Source organism: Micromonospora sp. H61, from assembly GCF_018070325.1.
Classification (GTDB): Bacteria; Actinomycetota; Actinomycetes; order Mycobacteriales; family Micromonosporaceae; genus Micromonospora; species Micromonospora salmantinae.
Genome location: NZ_JAGPXY010000050.1, coordinates 1 through 17,144, shown reverse-complemented (window position 1 = coordinate 17,144; position 17,144 = coordinate 1). Strand labels below are relative to the sequence as shown.

The window sequence follows — 17,144 nt, the reverse complement described above, 5'->3', positions numbered from 1 at the left end:
CGTCGTGGCCCGGTATCTGCTCACCCGCGCCTGGCAGTCGGCGCTGACCTTGCTGTTGTCGACGATCGTGGTCTTCGTCGGCGTACGGGCGCTCCCCGGCGACCCGGCCCTCGCCCTGGCCGGAGAGGACCGGTCGCCGGAGGCGCTGGAGGCCATCCGTCGGCACTACGGGCTGGACCAGCCGCTGCCGGTGCAGTTCGCCCAGTACGTGGAGCGCATGGCGCAGGGCGACTTCGGGGTGTCCATCCGCACCGGCACACCGGTCTCGTCGATGCTCACGACCGCCCTGCCGGTGACCGTCGAACTGTCCGTCCTGGCGATCCTCATCGCGGCGGCGCTCGGCGTCGGCGCCGGGGTGCTCGCGGCGGTCCGTCGTGGACGTCCGGCGGAGTGGCTCGCCAACGGACTGGCCCTGATCGGGCTGTCGGTGCCGCACTTCTGGCTGGGGCTGCTGGCGATCCTCTACCTGTCCGTGGCGACCGGGCTCTTCCCCGCCTCCGGCTTCGTGCCGATCCTGGAGGACCCCGTGGACAACCTGCACCACATCGTCCTGCCGGCCGTGATCCTCGGCACCGGCCTGGCCGCCATCATCATGCGGCAGACCCGGTCGGCGATGCTGGATTCGCTCTCCTCCGACTACGTGCGCACGGCGAAGGCGAAGGGCCTGCGACCGCGCGCCGTCATCACCCGGCACGCCCTGCGGAACAGCCTCATCGTGGTGGTGACCGTCGTGGGTCTCCAACTCGGCGGGCTGATCTCGGGCGCTGTCGTCACCGAACAGATCTTCGGGCTGCCGGGCTTCGGCAAGATGACCATCGACGCGGTGTTCCAACGGGACTACCCGGTGATCCAGGCCGTCGTCCTGCTCACCGCGGCCGCCTACATCGTGATCAACTTCTTCGTGGACCTGCTCTACTCGGTCATCGATCCACGCATCCGGGTGACGGGAGATCCGGCATGAGCGTCCTCACCGTACCGATGGCGGAGACCGGCACCGCCAGCATCACCAGGCGTACCCGGGTGCTGCGGCGGCTGCGGCGCAACCCGCTCGCCGTGGTGAGCTTCGTCGTGCTCGCGCTGGCGGGTGTCATCGCGCTGCTCTCGCCCTGGCTCGCGCCCTACTCGGTCGACCAGACCGACTTCGCCCGTACGTTCGCACCTCCCGGCACCGCCGGGCACCTGCTGGGCACCGACGACCTCGGCCGGGACGTCCTCTCCCGCATCATGCTCGGCGCTCGGGCGTCGCTGCAGGTCGGGCTCCTGGCGGTGGCCACGTCGCTGGTCATCGGCGTGCCGCTCGGGCTCGCCGCCGGCTACTTCCGGGCCTGGGACGCGGTGATCTCGCGCTTCACCGACCTGCTGCTGGCGTTTCCGTTTCTGATCATGGCGGTGGGGTTGGCGGCCATCCGGGGCGCCAGCCTCGGCAACGCCGCGGTGGCCATCGGCATCGCCCAGATCCCCGGGGTGATCCGGGTCGTCCGCTCGGACACGCTGCGCCTCAAGTCGCTGGACTTCGTCGCGGCGGCCGTCGTGGACGGCGCGAGCGACCTGTGGGTGCTGGCCCGGCACATCCTGCCGAACGCGACCTCGGTGATCCTGGTGCAGGCCACTGTCGCCATCCCGGCCGCGATCCTCGGCGAGGCGGTGCTGTCCTTCCTCGGCCTCGGCATCCAGCCCCCGGCACCCAGTCTCGGCACCATGCTGGCCACCGCCCAGCAGTTCGCCGCCCGCGCACCGTGGGCCGCCGTCCTCCCCGGCGTCGTGATCATGGGTCTGGCCCTGGCGTTCAACGTCTTCGGTGACGCCCTGCGCGACGCCCTCGACCCGAAGGGAGACCGGCGATGACCACCGCCTCCGCGCCCGTGCTGGAGATCCGCGACCTGTCGGTGTCGTTCCCGACCGAGACCGGCACCGTCTCGGCGGTCGACGGGGTCAGCCTGGACCTCGCCGCCGGGGAGATCGTCGGGATGGTGGGCGAGTCGGGATGCGGAAAGAGCGTCACCGCGATGAGCCTCGCCGGGCTGCTGCCGGGCAGCGCCCGGGTCACCGGTTCGGTGCGCCTGGACGGCACCCAACTGGTCGGGGCCCGCGAGTCGGCCCTGCGCCGGGTCCGTGGCCGGGAGATCGCCTACATCTTCCAGGAACCGATGACCTCGTTGAACCCGGTGCTCACCGTCGGGCGGCAGATCGGGGAGGTGCTCCAGGTTCACGAGCGGATGTCCCGACGGGCGGCGCGGGCCCGCGCCATGGAGCTGTTGACGCTCGTCGGGATCCCGTCCGCCGCCCAGCGGGTCGACAACTATCCGCACCAACTCTCCGGCGGCATGCGCCAGCGCGTGATGATCGCGATGGCGGTGGCCTGCGGCCCGAAGGTGCTGGTGGCCGACGAACCGACCACAGCGCTGGACGTCACCGTCCAGGCCGGCATCCTCCAGGTGCTGCGGGACCTGCGCGACCGGCTCGGCACGAGCGTCCTCATCATCACCCACGACCTCTCCGCCGTCGAGTACCTGGCCGACGACATCGCGGTCATGTACCTGGGTCAACTCGTCGAGACGGGCAGCCGCGAGCGGATCTTCGCCCGGCCCGCCCACCCGTACACGCAGGCGCTGCTCTCCGCCGCGCCGGTGGCCGACCCGGTGCGTCAGCGCCACCGTCAGCCCGTGCTGCTCGGCGACGACCTGCCGTCCGCGCTCGACCCGCCGTCCGGTTGCCGGTTCCGGACCCGGTGCCCGCTCGCCTTCGACAGGTGCGCGACGGAGGTGCCGGCGCAGACCGCCATCGGCGACGGCATGGCCGCGTGCCACCTGGTCCGGCCGGACGGCACCGGCCCCGACGTTCGTACCGCAGACCCCAGTGAGGTGTTGTCATGACGTTCACCACCCGACCCACGTTGCAGGGCACCTTCGGCATGGTGTCCTCCACCCACTGGCTCGCCAGCCAGGCGGCGATGGGCATCCTGGAACGCGGGGGCAACGCCTTCGACGCCGCTGTCACCGCCGGGTTCGTCCTGCACGTCGTCGAGCCGCACCTGAACGGGCCGGGTGGCGAGGTGCCGGCCATCGTGGCCACCGCACGGGACCCCCGACCGAAGGTGCTGTGCGGGCAGGGGCCGGCGCCGGCCGGCGCCACCATCGCGCACTTCCGGTCCCTCGGGATGGACCTCATCCCGGGTGCCGGGCCGCTCGCGGCGGCCGTACCCGGCGCGGTGGACGCCTGGCTCCTGCTGCTGCGCGAGCACGGCACGCTCACCCTCGCCGAGGTGCTGGAGCCGGCGATCGGCTACGCCGGCGCCGGGCACCCGTTGGTGGCCCGCGTCGGTGACACGGTGGCGGCCGTCCGGTCGTTGTTCGAGGAACACTGGCCCACCTCCGCCGCGCTCTGGCTGCGCGGCGGCCGACCACCGGGCGCCGGGGAGTTGGTCACCAACCCGGCGTACGCGGACACCCTGCGCCGGCTCGTCGAGGCGGGACGGGCGGCCGGCACCGACCGGGAGGCCCAGATCGAGGCCGCGCGCCGGGCCTGGAGCACGGGTTTCGTCGCCGAGGCGATCGACGCGTTCAGCCGACGGCCGTTCCAGGACTCCAGTGGCCGCCCGCACGCCGGGCTGGTCACCGGCGACGACCTGGCGGCGTACTCGGCGAGCTGGGAGCCGCCCGCCACCCTCGACTGGCACGGCTACTCGGTGGCGAAGACCGGTTTCTGGGGTCAGGGCCCGGTGCTGCTGGAGTCCCTGGCCACACTGGACGCGCTCGACGACCCGGGCGCGTACGACCCGGCGACCGCGGCGGGTGTGCACGCCCAGGTCGAGGCGCTCAAGCTCGCCTTCGCCGACCGGGAGGCATGGTACGGCGACGGGGCCGACGTGCCCGCCAAGGCGCTGCTGTCGCCGCAGTACGCGCGGGAGCGGGCCGCCCTGATCGGTGATCGCGCGTCGGCGGAGCTGCGGCCGGGGCGTCCGGACGGGGCGCAGCCGCGCCTGCCCGCCCACGTCCGGCCCGGTGCCGGTCGGCGTACCGGGCCGACGGATGCCACCACGGGAGAGCCGACAGTGCAGTCGGACGGGGTGACCCGGGGCGACACCTGTCACGTGGACGTGGTCGACCGCTGGGGCAACATGATCTCCGCGACGCCCAGCGGCGGCTGGTTGCAGAGTTCCCCGACGATCCCGGAGCTGGGCTTTCCGCTGGGCAGCAGGCTGCAGATGTTCTGGCTGGAGGAGGGGCTCGCCTCGTCGCTGGCGCCGGGCCGTCGCCCGCGTACGACGTTGAGCCCGACGATGGTGCACCGCGACGGTGAGCCGGTGCTGGCCTGCGGCACCCCCGGTGGCGACCAGCAGGACCAGTGGCAGTTGCCGTTCCTGCTGCGGCACCTCGTCGGTGGGCAGAGCCTTCAGGAGGCCATCGACGCGCCGGCGTGGCACACGGTCAGCCTGCCGGGGTCGTTCTATCCGCGCGACATGGAACCCGGTGTCCTGGTGGTGGAGGACCGGCTCGACGAGGGTGTGCTGGCGGCGCTGCGGGCGTACGGGCACGAGGTGCGGGTCACCGACGGGTGGAGCCTCGGTCGGCTCTGCGCGGTGACCCGTGACCCGGCGACGGGAGTGCTGGCGGCCGGCGCGAACCCCCGGGGGATGCAGGGCTACGCGTGCGGCCGGTAGCGCATGCCGCAGCCGGGTGCCCGTCAGCGCGTGCCGTAGCCGCCTTCGGCGTTCTCGTACGCCGCGGCGGATGCCGCGTCGAGGTGGTCGAGCGCGGCCCGCTCGGCGCGGTCACCGTCGCCTGACTCGATGGCGTCGACGAGTTGGATGTGCTCGGCCCACGAGTGTGGCGCGCGTTCGGCCGCCCCGAGCCGGAAGACCCACTGGACATGGAGGTAGAGCGACTTGGCGATCGACGACAGCCAGGGGTTTCCGCTGATCTGGAGGATGCGCAGGTGCAGTGTGCTGTTCAGTTCGGCGACCCGGGCCAGGTCCTGGCGCTGCGTCGCCTCGCGGCCCTGGTCGAGCAGGGCCCGTAGGGACGCCACGTCGGCCGCTGTGGCCCGCTCGGCGGCCAGCCGGGCGGCCAGCGCCTCCAGGCGCTCGCGCACGGCGAACATGTCGGTGATGGTCCCGCTGCTCGGTGAGGCGACTACCGCTCCCCGGCGGGGGAGGATCACGACGAACCCCTCCGCCTCGGCGACGCGCAGCGCCTCCCGGACGGGGTTGCGGGAGACGCCGAAGTCCTCGGCGAGCCGGTCCTCGGTCAGCCGCTCCCCGGGCAGGTAGTCGCCGTCGATGATGGCGGTCCGCAGCGCGGCGAGGACCTGATCTCGCAGCGGCAGGTGTTGCGCGCCGAGCTTGTCCCGTAGGTCTTCAGCCACCTGGTCGCCTCTCCGTGAACGTGTCCGGACAAAGTGTATACGAAGAACAATTACTGGAAGGTGGCCGACAGTGTCGAGCACAGCGCCCCGCGTCACCCACCCCCACGTCACCCCGCGCCGAGACGAGCGCCTGCTGCGGCGACGGCAGGTGCTCGTCGTCGTCCTCACCTTCCTCACCGGGAGCGCCGACGCTCTCGGTTTCCTCGCCCTCGGCGGCGCCTTCGCCAGCGTGATGACCGGCAACATGGTCCTGCTCGGGCTCTCCGCCGGCCGGGGCGAAGCCGACCTGGCTCTGACGTCGGGCTGCGCCATCGTCAGCTTCATCGTCGGTGTCCTCGCGGGCGCCCGCGTCGTCGGCTCGGCACAGCCCGACGATCCCGTCTGGCCCCGGCGGGTCACCTGGGCGCTGGTCCTGGAGCTGTCGGTGTTCGTGGTGTTCGCCGTCGTCTGGGAGGTCACCCTGCACACCCCGGACGCGGGTGTCCACCTGGCGCTGCTGATGCTGTCCGCGGTCGCGCTGGGCGTGCAGAGCAGTGCCATCCAACGCTTCGGCGTGTCCGGCCTGTCCTCCACGTACCTGACCGGCACCCTCACCAGCCTGATCGCCGGGGTCGCCGCGCGCAGCCCCTGGGCCAGCCTGCGACCCAAGGCTCAGGTGCTGCTGGCCCTCATGGTCGGCGCGGCGGTCGGCGCCCTTGTCGCCCTGCACCTGCCTGTCGTCGCCCCGGCCCTGCTGATAGTGCCGCTGGTGCTCGTCGTCGCCGTGTCCGCGCGGATGCGGACCTGAGCGTCAGACACCGCGAGCGAACAGGGCCAGACGTACCCGGTTGGGGCTGTCGGTCTTGGTCATCAGGCTGGTGATGTGGGTCTTGACGGTGGTGACACCGATGTGGAGCCGGTCGGCGATCTCGGTGTTGGACAGGCCCTCGGCGACCAGGTTGAGCACGTCCCGTTCCCGGGCGGTCAGGCCCGGCAGGGCCGGTGGTGACCCGGGGCGGGCGTGCACCGCGCGCTGCACGAGGCGGCGCAGCACCTCCGGGCTGAACGGGCTGTCACCGACGGCGGCCCGGCGGATGCCGTCCAGCAGCTCGGTCGGGGGCGCGTCCTTGAGCAGGAACCCGCACGCTCCCGCGGTCAGCGCGGGGTAGAGGTGGTCGTCGTCGCCGAACGTCGTCAGCACCAGGACGCGGGCGGCGGGGCGTTCGGCGAGGATCCGGCTGGTAGCGGTGATCCCGTCGACACCGGGCATCCGCAGGTCCATGACGACGACGTCGGGGAGGAGCCGCCCGGCCAGCGGGATCGCCTCACGGCCGTTGTCGGCCTCGCCGACGACCTCGATGTCGGGTTGGGCGTCGCAGAGCATGCGCAGCCCGGCCCGGATGAGGTGCTGGTCGTCGACCAGCAGCACCCGGATCACGCCGGCTCCGGCGCGGGCGACCCGGCCGACGCCTCCCGCTCGCGGGGCACCGACCCGACCGGCGCGTCGGCGGGCGCGGCGGCCACGGCCGCACGGACGGTTCGCACCCGCCACCCGGCGCCGGTCGGGCCGGCGTCCAGCCGGCCGCCGAGGACCTCGACGCGTTCCCGCATCCCGGTGATGCCGTGCCCGCCACCGGCCGGAACGCCCGCCGGCACCCCACCGCGCCCGTTGTCGGTGACCTCCCAGTGCACGCAGCCGTCCCGGACAGCCACCACGAGGTGCGCGAGCGCGGACGTCCCCGCGTGTTTGGCCACGTTTGTCAGCGCCTCCTGGGTCAGTCGCAGCACCGCCATGCCGCGCACCGCGTCGAGTGAACCGATCGCCGGGTCGAGATCGGCCTCCACAGTGACACCCGCCTGCCGGGCCCGGTCGATGGACGCGCCGATCGCCGCCGGCAGCGCCGACGGTTCGATCGCGGTCAGCGCCGCGTCGCCGCGTACCCCGTCGGGGTTGCGCAGCACCGCGACCAGCCGGCGCAGCTCCGCGAGGGCCGAGGTGCCGGTGCCGTGCACGTCGTCGAAGACCTCGCCCACCCGCGGGTCCAGGTCGGTGAGCACGTGCCGGGCCACGCCGACCCGCAGGACCATCGACGCCACGTGGTGCGCGACCACGTCGTGCAGTTCGCGGGCGATGGCGCTGCGTTCGTCGGCGCGGGCCGCACGACTCTCCGACTCGTGCTGGCGCTGCTCGGCCACCGCCCGCTCCACGGCCTGCCGACTCAGCTCCCGGTTGGTGCGGATGACGAGACCGAGCAGCACCGGCACACCGACCTCCAGGGCCAGCCCGACGACGGCCGAGGCGACCTGGCCGACCGCGTCGCCGACCGAGTCGGTCAGGTCGACCACGACCAGCAGCGCGGCGGACATCCAGATGGTCCGGGGGCTGCGCGCCCGCATGGTGACCTCGAGCAGGGCCCAACTCGCGCCAACCTGGTTGATGGTGAGGTCGTCGAGCAGGCGGATCGCGACCGTCAGCAGGGCGGCCTGCGCCAGCAGGTTGACCACCGGCCAGCGGTGCACCGCCAGCCCCACGGTGAACGCGAGGACCGCGAGGATCCACTGTGTCGTCGTGGGCGTGCTGGCGGAGTGCGGGACGAAGAACAGGTAGCCCAGCCCAGCGAGGTCGAGCAGCGCCATCCGCACGAGCGCGTCCCGCATGTCGAACAGTCGCCCCGGCCAGCTCACGGTGGTCAGCCTAGGTGCTGCGAGCCGGTGGCGACGGCCGCCGGCTGCCGCCACCGGGTCCGGACCGCGAGGTACGCGGCCAGGCCGAGCGGTCCGAGCAGGATGGTCAGCAGCAGCACCGGAGCCATCACCAGCGCCGGCACCCCCCGATCGCGGCTGTCCAACCACGCCCACCGTCCGACGAACAGATCGAACGCGATCATGTGTGCCCAACCCGCCGCGGCCCCGGCGGAGGTGCCGAGCAGGTCGCGCACCCCGGCCAGGGTCGGCGACGCCACGGCCGGCAGCACGTCGCCGAACGCCGGAAGCACCAGCAGCGCGTAGATCACCACGACCGGCAGCACGATCAGCGGCGAGGCGATGATCCGGGCGGTCCACGACCAGCGCGGCAGCAGGATCATCAGCGCCCAGAACGGCGCGGCCACCGCGAACGTCAGGGAGAACAGCGTCGCGGTCACGCGGCCAGCGCCAGTTCCGGGCGACGTCGCCGGGCCAGCACCCGTCCGGTCGCGGTCGCCGTCGCGACCACCAGGGCCGCGACCGCGGCGAGCGTGACGGCGTCCGGCCGCAGCAGCGGCTGTTCGCGCAGGGCCTGCCAGGTCAACAGCACGGTGAGTACGCCGTACGCGCCGCCCGCGACGACCAGCAGCCGGGCGCGGGTGCGCTCGTCCAACCGGGTCGCGAACCGGCTCAGCAGGATCGCCAGGATCGGCAACGCCTGGAGGGCGTGCAGCCCGACGAAGTGCCCGATCCGCAGGTCACCGCCGGTGGTGCTCCAGCCGACGATCGGCAACCCCGGCCCACCGTCGGGCACGCCGACGCTGTGCGCCCCACCGATCCCCTCGATCCCCGGGTCCTGCATCGGCAACGCCATCGGCACCGCCGCGAGCATGCCCAGCGAGGACAGGCCGAGCCCCCACCCGACGGCGGTCGCGGCGACGCGGTCGGGGATCCGCTGGATCAGGACCACGATCCCAATGACGAGGTGCGCGAAGAACAGCACCATGATCGCCGCGCCCATCGTCGCGAACAGCGCGGTGTTCAGCGGGGTGCTGTCGTTGAAGTGGCTGGCCTGCCCGCGGATCACCTGACCAACGATCCACGCGTTCTCGACGACCGCCACCGCGACGATGACGACGACCGCCCACTCGACGGCCCGGCTGCGTCGCGGCAGCAGGGAGAGCATCCAGGCGAGCGTCGCGCCGTACAGCACGAACGACACCGCGAACTTGAACGGCTTGAGCCAGATCGGCGCCCCGGTGAGGACCCGCGGGTCGACGAGGATGCCGACGACGGCGACGACGCCGAGCACCGCCATCACGGATACCAGGAACATCAGTGGGCGGTTCCAGCGCGTCGCCCGGCGCACAACGGTAGTCATGTCTGTAGATGCTCGTGGCCGCTCCCGCCGATCGCGTCCGACCCCGAGCCCCGGTTGTGGCCGGTGGTCGGAGCGCGCCTCCTCCCCGGGTAGGAGACGAAACCCGTCGAGGCCGCTGGGTGGTGCTGGCACAATGGCCGGCCTGCCGACCGGACGGGGATCGAATCATGAAGGTCAGTGCGGACCAGGTCCGACCGAACGAGACCACAGTGCCGCTGCTGCACTGCGCGGCCCCGGAGGAGACCCTGGCGTTCTGGCGGGCTCTCGGGTTCGAGGTGGCTTTTGAGCAACTCAAGCCATATGTGTATCTGGCGTTCACCTGGAGCGGGTTCCAGCTGCACTACGGCCCGGCGCCCAAAGACCTGGACCCGGCGAAGGAGCATTCCGGCGGCTGCCTGGTGATGGTGGACGCGGTGGCGTCGTACCACGCGGTGTTCGCCGAGGCGATGCGCCGCAGCTACGGCAAGGTGCTGGTCAAGGGGCTACCCCGGATGACCCGCTACCGCGCCGGGGCGTCGCGGTTCAGCATCGTCGACCCGTCGGGCAACACCATCGTCTTCATCCAGCGGGACGAGCCGGAGGACGTGGAGTACGGCGGGTCGAAGCAGCTTGACGGGCTGGCCCGGGTGCTCGACAACGCGCGGATCCTGCGGGAGTTCAAGATGGACGACCGGGCGGCCTATCGGGCGCTCGACTCGGGGATGCGCCGCCACGCCGAGGACGCGCCGGTGGTCGAGCAGGCGATGGCGCTGGCCGGCCTGATCGAGTTGGCCACCGCGTTGGACAAGGCCGATCGGGTGCCCGAGTGGGGCGCCCGACTCCAGGCGCTGTCCCTGACCTCGGAGCAGCGGACGCAGGTGGCGCAGTACGTCGCCGACCCCACCCTCCTCGAACCGTGGTGGCCCGGCCCGCGCTGACCCCGGACCTCTCCGCGCCTCATCGGGCGTGGACCGCGGTCAGGACCCTCGAACGCGCCCGGGCGCTGATCAGTCTGACCGCCGAGTTCCTGCCCCTGACGCGACGAAGGTCCGCTTCCCAGTAGGTCATATTCGCGCGTACGTCTCGCCATTCCACGGAACGGCACAAAATTACCGCTTTAGGGTAAGTAAGGCGAACGCACCTAGCTGCTCCGATAGCTTTCGAAGGAGAGGAAAACTCATAATCCTCCCTTCGGGTGCACAAGGAGTCAGTGATGAAGCGCAGTGTCGCGCTCGCGGCAGCCCTCCTGGCAGGTCTGACCAGCATCGGATCGATCCCCGGGGCCGCCTTCGCCGATGGCGGTGGCCCCGGGTACCACGACGACCCCAAGGGGGGTGAATACCACCACGGCGACGAGGGCGCGGTCTTCGTCCAGACCAACAAGGCCGAGGGCAACACCATCAAGGTGTACGACCGCGACGAGGACGGCCGTCTGACCAAGGCGGGCGAGTACGAGACCGGCGGGCTGGGCGGCTTCACCATCGGCGCGCCGCTCGACGCGCTGGCCTCGCAGGGCTCCCTGACCTACCACCGCGGACTGCTGTTCGCGGTGAACGCCGGCAGCAACACCGTGACGGTCTTCCGCGTCGAGGGCACCAAGCTGCACAAGCTCCAGGTCATCTGGTCCGGCGGCCTGCTGCCGGTCAGCGTCGCGGCCCGTGGCGACCTCGTCTACGTCCTCAACGCCGGCGGCGAGGGCTCGGTGCAGGGCTTCGAGCTGCACAAGGGGCGTCTGTCGCGGATCGAGGACGCCAACCGGTCGCTCGGGCTGCACAACGGCAACCCGCCCGCGTTCGGGACCGCCCCGGCCCAGGTCAAGATCGACCCGGACAGCGAGTTCGTCCTGGTGTCGACGAAGGCCGCCAACGTCATGTTCAGCTACGAGATCGGTCGCAACGGCAAGCTGTCCCGCAACCCCGTCATCAGCGACGCGGGGAACACCCCGTTCGGCTTCACCTTCGACACCGATGACTCGCTGCTGGTCACCGAGTCGGGTGCGAACGCGGTCAGCCGGTTCGAACTTGAGGACGACGGCGCGCTCGACCAGGTCGGCCCGTCGGTGCCCAACGGCCAGCAGGCGACGTGCTGGATCCAGCGCGTCGGCGACTACTTCTTCGTCGCCAACGCCGGCAGCTCCACCATCAGCTCCTACCGGGTCGACGACCACGGCAAGCTCGAACTCGTCAAGAACGTCGCCGCCGACACCAACGGCGGGTCGATCGACATGACCACCAGCGACGGCTTCCTGTACGTGCAGAACGCCACCGCCGGCAACGTGCAGGGCTACAAGGTGCACGATGACGGGTCGCTGAATCTCGTCACCACAGTGGAGGGTCTGCCGAAGTTCGCCGACGGCATCGGCATGGAGGGCATCGCCGCCTCCTGAGCGCACCACCCGCTGGTCCCGGTCGTTCGTCGACCGGGACCAGCTCTCGCCGGTCTCCGGACGGCCTCCGCTGAGCCCGGTCAGCTGGGACGCTGGATCGGGTGTTGTCGCTGCCTGCACGGTGACAGACCTTCCGTCGAGGTCGTGGCGGGGCTGAAATCCCGCCGGGGGCCGCTAATCGAGGCTGGCCAACTCGTCCGGCGACAGGGCCAGCGCCCCGGCGGCCAGGTTCTCGACCAGGTGATCGGGGTTGCCGGTACCGGGGATGGCCAGCAGGTGCGGGCCGCGGCTGAGGGTCCAGGCGATCCGCACCTGTGCCGGCGTCGCGCCGTGCGTGCGCGCGATCGCCTCCACTGCCGTGTTGGTGGCTACGCCGCCGGCCTCACGTCGGTCGCCGGCGATCGCGAAGAACGGCACGAATGCGATGTTCTGTTCACCGCAGGTACGCACAAGCTGATCCTGCGTACGTCGGGTGTCGACACCGTACGTGTTCTGCACGCAGACCACCGGGGCGATCGCCTGCGCCTGCGCGAGGTGGTGCGGACGGATGTTGGACAGGCCGAGATGCCGGATGAGTCCGGCGTCACGTAGCTCGGCCAGCGCGCCGAAGTGCTCCGCCACCGAGTCCAGTCCGTCTTGGCGCAGGTTCACGACATCCAGATGGTCGCGGCCGAGTTGGCGCAGGTTCTCCTCGACCTGTCCGCGCAGCTGATCCGGCCGGGCCAGCGGCAGCCACTCTCCCGAGGGGTCGCGGCCCGGTCCGACCTTCGTGGTGATGACCAGGTCGTCGGCGTACGGCGACAGTGCACTGTTGATCAGCTCGTTGGCCGACCGGAGCGGCGAGAAGTAGAACGCCGCCGTGTCGAGGTGGTTCACACCGAGGTCGACCGCTTGGCGTAGCAGTCCGATGACCCGCGCGCGATCGCTCGGCGCGCCGCCGTTACCCGTCAGGCGCATTGCGCCGAATCCGATCCGATTGACGCTCAGGTCGCCGAGCGTCCAGGTACCCGCAGATTCCGCACTGATCATGTTGGTGGGCATTGGGCGAAACTAGCCACCCCCACTGACCTGCGCAGTCGGGCGTCTGCCCGATACCGATCGGGATGAGGCGCTGTTAGGTTATCTATCGTGGGAAGCGCTTTGCCGGCAGCGCGGTGACAGCCGGCAGATCATTCGGGTCCTGACCGCATTCGCGTTTCGCCCTGACGACAGACCGTCGCGCGCTAGGACGCCAACCGTTCGCGCGCGGTGCGCGTCGGCCGGGGGAGTTCGGCGCTGCCGTCCGACGTGTTGATCTCCGACCAGACGGCGTCGAGGGAGAGGCCGAGGACGTCGGCGATCGCCGCGATGGTCGGAAAGGCGGGGGTGGCTATCCGGCCGGACTCGATCTTTCGAAGGGTCTCTGGCGAGACGCCCGCGTCCAGCGCGGTGAGGAGCATCGAACGCTCTCCACGGGCTCGACGCAGGAGCGCGCCGAGGCGCTGTCCGCGTTCGAGCTCTTCGGGAGTGAGCGGCAACCTGACCATGCCCCGATTCTAGTACCGGGATAATATGGCCGGGATACTTATTGGTCTCCCGAGGAAGGCGCTGCATGATCGAGATCCTGAGCCCCGCCGACGTGCTGCGAGCGAAGGACACCGGCGCGCTGGTCGCCGGCATCCTGCAGACGCTGAAGAGCCGATGCGTGGTCGGCACCAACCTCCTGGACATCGACCGGTGGGCGCAGGCCATGATCACCGAGGCCGGAGCGCAGTCCTGCTACGTCGACTACGAGCCATCCTTCGGGCGCGGGCCGTTCGGCCACTACATCTGTACGTCGGTGAACGACGCCGTGCTGCACGGGTTGCCGTACGACTACCCGCTCGCCGACGGCGATCTGCTCTCGCTCGACCTCGCCGTCTCCCAGGGTGGAGTCGTCGCCGACTCGGCCATCAGTTTCATCGTGGGCGACGTGCGGCCCCCGGAGAGCCTCGCGTTGATCGACGCGACCGAGCGCGCGTTGCAGGCGGGGATCGCCGCCGCCGGCCCCGGCGTTCCCATCGGTGACCTCTCCCACGCGATCGGCTCGGTTCTCAAGGCGGCGGGATACTCGGTCAACACGGAGTTCGGCGGCCACGGCGTCGGATCGACGATGCACCAGGACCCGCACGTCTCCAACACCGGGCGCCCCGGTCGCGGCTACCGGCTACGCCCGGGGCTGCTGCTGGCGCTGGAGCCGTGGGTGATGGCGGACACCGCCACGCTCGTCACCGACGCCGACGGCTGGACCCTCCGCAGCGCGACGGGCTGCCGGACGGCGCACAGCGAGCACACCATCGCCATCACCGACGACGGCGCGGACGTGCTCACCCTGCCGACGTCCTGACCCGTACGGCACTGTCGACGCCCTCATCGCTCAGCCGACGCCGTGCCGCCCACCGTGGACGATTAACCGGCCGCCGAAGGGGCACGTCCCTCCGTGGCACCCTGCCGGGTCGCGTTCAGAATGAACCGATCGGTCATATTTTCCGTGATGACGGTCAGGGTCACCCACCAGAGTCACGGAGGCACGATGTCAACGGTTCGAACTGGTCCGCTCATCGGACTGCTCGTGCAGATCGCCCTGCTGGCGGTGCTGGCCGAGACGGTCGGTCTGGGCGCGGCGGGCTGGGCGGCAGGGCTGGCGTACGGGGTGGTCCTGTGCGCCCTGCTCAGCCGGGGGATGTCCCGCTCGGGCGCGGATGCCCTCAGCCCGGCCGACCGGGTGACCCTGAGCCGGGCGATCCTCGCCGGCGGCGTGACGGCCCTGGCCGCCGACTCGTTCGGCCGGTCGGCGCCGGTCACCCTGATGGTCGTCCTCACCAGCGTGGCGTTGGCCCTCGACGCCGTGGACGGGTACACGGCCCGCCGCACCGGGACCACCAGCGAGCTCGGCGCGCGCTTCGACATGGAGATCGACTCCTTCCTGGTCCTGGTCCTCTGCCTGCACGTGGCCCCCACGGTGGGTGGCTGGGTGCTCGTGATCGGCGCGATGCGGTACGTCTTCGTCGCCGCCAGCTGGGTGGTGGGGTGGATGCGCGGATCCCTGCCGCCGCGCTACTGGCGCAAGGTCGTCGCCGCCATCCAGGGCGTGGTGCTGACGGTGGCGATGGGCGACGCGCTGCCCGGGCCGCTGACGACAGTCGTGCTGCTGGCGTCACTGGCGCTGCTGGTCGAGTCGTTCGGGCGTGACGTCGCGTGGCTGTGGACGACCCGTCACCTCCGCCGCACCGTCATCCACGACACTGCGGGCAGCCGACACGCCCCGGACATTCACGACGCCCCGGTCGCGATGGTCCACGCGAGCAGCCCGGTCAGCCACAGTGCCCCGAGCGCCGCAGCGGCGCTGGGCTCGGGCCGGACGGACGGGCTGCCGTGGTCGGACCGTCCCACGGTCGCCGTGGCCCGACGAGGGATCGCCCGCGTCTGATCCGCCCGGATGCCGCGCCCAACAAAGATCATGGAAGGATGCCCGGGTTGTCGCTCTTGACGCGCGTACGTCAGCTGCCGAACCAGGGACGGAGGGCGATGAGGGACGAGGTCTCGGACGGCACCGCCGACGGCACCGACGTCGAGGATCGGCCGAAACGCTCCATCGCCGCCCGGCTGTCGACAGTGCTCGCCGCGCTGCTCGTGCTGCTCGTCCTCACCGTGCCGTACGACTTCGGCCGGCTCAGCCCGGCGGCGTTCGCGCGGATCCCCCTGGAGGCGCTGCTTGTCGTGGCCCTCCTGCTCGCCCTGCCGTCTCGTGGCAGCCGACTGGTCGCGACGCTGGCCGGCGTGGCCCTCGGCCTGCTCGGAGTGTTGAAGCTGCTCGACCTGGGGTTCACCGCCTCGCTGAGCCGGGCGTTCGACCCGGTGCTCGACTGGGCGCTGCTCGACGAGGGGTTCGCCTTCCTCAGCGAATCGTACGGTCGACCCGCCGCCACCGGCGTCGCCATCACCCTGGCGGTGGTGGCCGTGGGTCTGCCCACACTGGTCACGCTGTCGATGCGGCGACTGCGGCGGCTGATGGTCCGGCACCGCACCGGGACCACCCGGATCGTGGCCGCGCTGGTGGTCGTCTGGGTGGCGTGCGCCGCGTTCAACGTGCGGGTGGTCGAGGGCGTGCCGGTCGCCGACACGTCCGCGACCACACTGGCCAACGGTCACGGCTTCCAGGTGCGCCTGCGCCTCGACGACCGCGAGACGTTCGGCGCGCTGATCGAGGACGACAGGTTCGGCGACACCCCCGGTGACCAGCTACTGACCGCGCTGCGCGGCAAGGACGTGGTGGTCGCCTTCGTGGAGAGCTACGGCCGGGACGCCGTCGAGGACCCGGAGTTCGCGCCGCAGGTCGGTGCGGTCCTCGACCGCGGCGCCAGCGAGCTGAGCGCGGCGGGTTTCGCCGCGCAGAGCGGCTTCCTCACCTCGCCGACCTTCGGCGGCGGCAGTTGGCTCGCGCACGACACGCTGCTCTCCGGCCTCTGGATCGACAACGACCAGCGGCACCGCACCCTGCTGGCCAGTGACCGGATGACCCTCAATGGCGCCTTCCGGCGGGCGAACTGGCAGACCGTCGGCGTGATGCCCGCCGTCACCAGGCCGTGGCCGGAGGGTTCCTTCTTCGGCTACGACCGGTTCTACGACGCCAAGGCGCTCGCGTACCGTGGCCCGAAGTTCAGCTTCGGCACCCCGCCCGACCAGTACACCCTGGCAAGCTGGCAGCGCCTGGAGCAGGCGAAGCGCGACGGCAACGTGATGACCGAGCTGGCGCTGGTGTCGAGTCACGCGCCCTGGACGCCCGTCCCGCCGCTGCTCGACTGGGCCGACGTCGGCGACGGCGCGGTCTACCGTGGGGCCGGCGCGGGCAGGTCGGACGACAAGCGCCGCAACACCGGCCAGATCCGGGCGGACTACCGAAAGTCCATCGAGTACACCCTCGGCGCGCTCATCTCCTACGTGCGGACCTACGGAGACGACGACCTCGTGTTCATCGTCCTCGGTGACCACCAACCCGCCGCCGTCGTCACCGGCGAGAACGCCAGCCACGACGTGCCGATCTCGATCATCACCCGTGATCGGGCCGTGTTGGACCGGATCTCCGGGTGGGGCTGGCAGGACGGGCTGAAGCCCGGACCGCAGGCGCCGGTCTGGCGAATGGACGCCTTCCGGGACCGGTTCCTGACCGCCTTCGGACCGTAACCCGGCCACCTCTCTCACGGACTGGACCCCAGACAGATGACGGCTACCACCGACACCAGGATCGCCGCGCTCCGGACCGACCCGGCCCTGTCCCTGCTGCACCGGTCGCTGGACGTCTACTACGGCGATCCCGAGCGGGACGCGAGGATGGACGCCTTCTACTCCCGC

16 protein-coding genes and 1 pseudogene are annotated in these 17,144 nt (G+C 71.4%); 10 read left to right on the top strand and 7 right to left on the bottom strand.

The window, feature by feature from the left end; translation table 11 throughout:
- The first annotated feature begins 4 nt into the window (after positions 1–4).
- Genes KBX08_RS22565 through KBX08_RS22550 form a run of 4 tightly spaced genes read left to right on the top strand, consistent with a single transcriptional unit; the run spans position 5 to position 4,660 of the window.
- Positions 5–961, top strand: coding sequence for an ABC transporter permease (locus KBX08_RS22565; protein WP_091399352.1), 957 nt, complete (start codon positions 5–7; stop codon positions 959–961).
- A complete protein-coding gene (locus KBX08_RS22560; RefSeq protein WP_238690068.1) occupies positions 958–1,845 on the top strand; it encodes an ABC transporter permease in 888 nt (295 codons plus the stop codon). Before KBX08_RS22565 ends, KBX08_RS22560 begins: the two co-directional genes overlap by 4 nt.
- Positions 1,842–2,873, top strand: a complete 1,032-nt coding sequence (locus KBX08_RS22555; protein ID WP_210785407.1) for an ABC transporter ATP-binding protein — start codon at positions 1,842–1,844, stop codon at positions 2,871–2,873. Before KBX08_RS22560 ends, KBX08_RS22555 begins: the two co-directional genes overlap by 4 nt.
- Positions 2,870–4,660: a gamma-glutamyltransferase family protein gene (locus tag KBX08_RS22550; protein ID WP_210785406.1), complete on the top strand. Its 1,791-nt coding sequence runs from the start codon at positions 2,870–2,872 to the stop codon at positions 4,658–4,660. The genes KBX08_RS22555 and KBX08_RS22550 overlap by 4 nt, the downstream gene beginning before the upstream one ends.
- 23 nt (positions 4,661–4,683) lie before the next feature.
- Here KBX08_RS22550 and KBX08_RS22545 read toward each other — a convergent pair whose 3' ends face one another.
- Complete coding sequence (locus KBX08_RS22545) at positions 4,684–5,364, bottom strand: GntR family transcriptional regulator (protein WP_210785405.1); 681 nt, start codon at positions 5,362–5,364, stop codon at positions 4,684–4,686.
- A gap of 70 nt (positions 5,365–5,434) precedes the next feature.
- Here KBX08_RS22545 and KBX08_RS22540 point away from each other — a divergent pair, with 70 nt between their 5' ends.
- Positions 5,435–6,151, top strand: a complete 717-nt coding sequence (locus KBX08_RS22540; protein ID WP_210785404.1) for a YoaK family protein — start codon at positions 5,435–5,437, stop codon at positions 6,149–6,151.
- A gap of 3 nt (positions 6,152–6,154) precedes the next feature.
- Here the strand turns inward: KBX08_RS22540 and KBX08_RS22535 are convergent, their stop codons facing one another.
- Genes KBX08_RS22535 through KBX08_RS22520 form a run of 4 tightly spaced genes read right to left on the bottom strand, consistent with a single transcriptional unit; the run spans position 6,155 to position 9,409 of the window.
- The gene (locus KBX08_RS22535) at positions 6,155–6,781 is read right to left on the bottom strand and encodes a response regulator transcription factor (protein WP_210785403.1); all 627 of its coding nucleotides are present in this window, start codon (positions 6,779–6,781) and stop codon (positions 6,155–6,157) included.
- Complete coding sequence (locus KBX08_RS22530; RefSeq protein WP_210785402.1) at positions 6,778–8,028, bottom strand: sensor histidine kinase; 1,251 nt, start codon at positions 8,026–8,028, stop codon at positions 6,778–6,780. The genes KBX08_RS22535 and KBX08_RS22530 overlap by 4 nt, the downstream gene beginning before the upstream one ends.
- 5 nt (positions 8,029–8,033) lie before the next feature.
- Positions 8,034–8,486 (bottom strand): ABA4-like family protein, encoded by a 453-nt coding sequence (locus KBX08_RS22525; RefSeq protein WP_210785401.1) that lies wholly within the window; start codon positions 8,484–8,486, stop codon positions 8,034–8,036.
- Positions 8,483–9,409 carry a hypothetical protein gene (locus KBX08_RS22520; protein WP_210785400.1) on the bottom strand — a complete coding sequence of 309 codons (927 nt, stop codon included), beginning with the start codon at positions 9,407–9,409 and terminating at the stop codon, positions 8,483–8,485. Before KBX08_RS22520 ends, KBX08_RS22525 begins: the two co-directional genes overlap by 4 nt.
- Positions 9,410–9,576: 167 nt before the next feature.
- On the opposite strand from KBX08_RS22520, the gene KBX08_RS22515 reads away from it, so the two are divergent.
- Together KBX08_RS22515 and KBX08_RS22510 are read left to right on the top strand one after the other, a co-directional pair.
- Entirely contained in the window at positions 9,577–10,326 is a 750-nt protein-coding gene (locus KBX08_RS22515) for a glyoxalase (RefSeq protein ID WP_210785399.1), read from the top strand.
- Between the two features lie 275 nt (positions 10,327–10,601).
- Complete coding sequence (locus KBX08_RS22510) at positions 10,602–11,774, top strand: beta-propeller fold lactonase family protein (RefSeq protein ID WP_210785398.1); 1,173 nt, start codon at positions 10,602–10,604, stop codon at positions 11,772–11,774.
- 174 nt (positions 11,775–11,948) lie between these two features.
- Here KBX08_RS22510 and KBX08_RS22505 read toward each other — a convergent pair whose 3' ends face one another.
- Both KBX08_RS22505 and KBX08_RS22500 read right to left on the bottom strand, forming a co-directional pair.
- Positions 11,949–12,803: an aldo/keto reductase gene (locus KBX08_RS22505; RefSeq protein WP_210785432.1), complete on the bottom strand. Its 855-nt coding sequence runs from the start codon at positions 12,801–12,803 to the stop codon at positions 11,949–11,951.
- Between the two features lie 194 nt (positions 12,804–12,997).
- On the bottom strand, positions 12,998–13,300 hold the full coding sequence (locus KBX08_RS22500; protein ID WP_210785397.1) for a helix-turn-helix domain-containing protein: 303 nt from the start codon (positions 13,298–13,300) through the stop codon (positions 12,998–13,000).
- A gap of 65 nt (positions 13,301–13,365) precedes the next feature.
- On the opposite strand from KBX08_RS22500, the gene map reads away from it, so the two are divergent.
- From map to KBX08_RS22485, 3 genes and pseudogenes are all read left to right on the top strand, one after another.
- Positions 13,366–14,139: a type I methionyl aminopeptidase gene (map, locus tag KBX08_RS22495; RefSeq protein WP_210785396.1), complete on the top strand. Its 774-nt coding sequence runs from the start codon at positions 13,366–13,368 to the stop codon at positions 14,137–14,139.
- 186 nt (positions 14,140–14,325) lie between these two features.
- A pseudogene (locus KBX08_RS22490) lies at positions 14,326–15,018 on the top strand (CDP-alcohol phosphatidyltransferase family protein); the annotation flags it as partial.
- 302 nt (positions 15,019–15,320) lie between these two features.
- Positions 15,321–16,976 carry a sulfatase-like hydrolase/transferase gene (locus KBX08_RS22485; protein WP_247669865.1) on the top strand — a complete coding sequence of 552 codons (1,656 nt, stop codon included), beginning with the start codon at positions 15,321–15,323 and terminating at the stop codon, positions 16,974–16,976.
- The last annotated feature ends 168 nt before the right edge of the window (positions 16,977–17,144 follow it).

Coding starts and splice junctions, on each gene's coding strand:
- map (WP_210785396.1), top strand. CDS start 13,366: ATGATCGAGATCCTGAGCCCCGCCGACGTGCTGCGAGCGAAGGACACC.
- KBX08_RS22500 (WP_210785397.1), bottom strand. CDS start 13,300: ATGGTCAGGTTGCCGCTCACTCCCGAAGAGCTCGAACGCGGACAGCGC.
- KBX08_RS22505 (WP_210785432.1), bottom strand. CDS start 12,803: ATGATCAGTGCGGAATCTGCGGGTACCTGGACGCTCGGCGACCTGAGC.
- KBX08_RS22555 (WP_210785407.1), top strand. CDS start 1,842: ATGACCACCGCCTCCGCGCCCGTGCTGGAGATCCGCGACCTGTCGGTG.
- KBX08_RS22520 (WP_210785400.1), bottom strand. CDS start 9,409: ATGACTACCGTTGTGCGCCGGGCGACGCGCTGGAACCGCCCACTGATG.
- KBX08_RS22515 (WP_210785399.1), top strand. CDS start 9,577: ATGAAGGTCAGTGCGGACCAGGTCCGACCGAACGAGACCACAGTGCCG.
- KBX08_RS22510 (WP_210785398.1), top strand. CDS start 10,602: ATGAAGCGCAGTGTCGCGCTCGCGGCAGCCCTCCTGGCAGGTCTGACC.
- KBX08_RS22485 (WP_247669865.1), top strand. CDS start 15,321: ATGAGGGACGAGGTCTCGGACGGCACCGCCGACGGCACCGACGTCGAG.
- KBX08_RS22560 (WP_238690068.1), top strand. CDS start 958: ATGAGCGTCCTCACCGTACCGATGGCGGAGACCGGCACCGCCAGCATC.
- KBX08_RS22550 (WP_210785406.1), top strand. CDS start 2,870: ATGACGTTCACCACCCGACCCACGTTGCAGGGCACCTTCGGCATGGTG.